General features: G+C 34.2%; 1 pseudogene. It reads right to left on the reverse strand.

The window, feature by feature from the left end:
- Positions 1-888, reverse strand: a pseudogene (locus HT678_RS12025) (serine protease); the annotation flags it as partial.
- Between the last annotated feature and the right edge of the window lies 1 nt (position 889).

Raw genomic sequence — 889 nt, forward strand, 5'->3', positions numbered from 1 at the left:
AATAACAGAGTAGATGAAAGATAGAGCCTTCTCATTTAACTTGACAGCATAATTCATTTGTTCTGCCTCACTCCCATTGGTATGAACTCCGACAACCCTATTGGTAGAATCATATACTGCTGAACCGCTTGCACCACGCAAAGTATCTACTTGATAGAATAAAAAATCATTTGTATCTTGAAGTATCGTTTTTGTATCAGTATACATCTGCTTAATATCCTTATTAACAGCAGAATATCCCGTAACTGTTACATCTAGATTTTTAGTATTTTCTAAATTATTTGGAAGTCCTAACGTCCCCAATTGAGCGCCAATCGGTTCTTCCAAAATTAAAACTGCTAAGTCATAGGTAGTAAGCTCATCTGGATCAGTATTTCGAAATTCTTTTAAATAGCGAGCTTCTTTTACTTTTATCCGACCAAACGGCACACTATTTGGAGTACGAGCAGGAGTAACATATAGTTCTTCTGCATCTTTACCAAACTCATGTTTATAAATATTATGAGCAGCAGTAATAAGGACATTATCCTTTATAAAATTGGCACTCCCTCAATAAGTTACATCTTTACCATTTTTCACACCACGAAATTCTTACTCTACATAAGCTGATGTAGAGTAAGGATATTGTAAAGTATTTTTTACCTTAACTAAATCATTTTTACCAATAATGACTTCTGACTGATTTGTATAATATTGACCATAAGTCGGTGAAACATCGGGAAGTGAAAAATTATTAGTTCCTGGACTCTCTTGTAATGTTTCACTTACCTCATACTCCTCGCCTGTACTTGAAATAACAGTCAAAGCAGATACTGTCGATAGCTGGCTAGCTAATAAAGTACTAGCAATAATTGAAATACCGAATTTGCGATAAAATGTTTTCTTCATT

The organism is Streptococcus sp. 3167 (genome assembly GCF_013277175.1).
Taxonomy (GTDB): domain Bacteria; phylum Bacillota; class Bacilli; order Lactobacillales; family Streptococcaceae; genus Streptococcus; species Streptococcus pseudopneumoniae.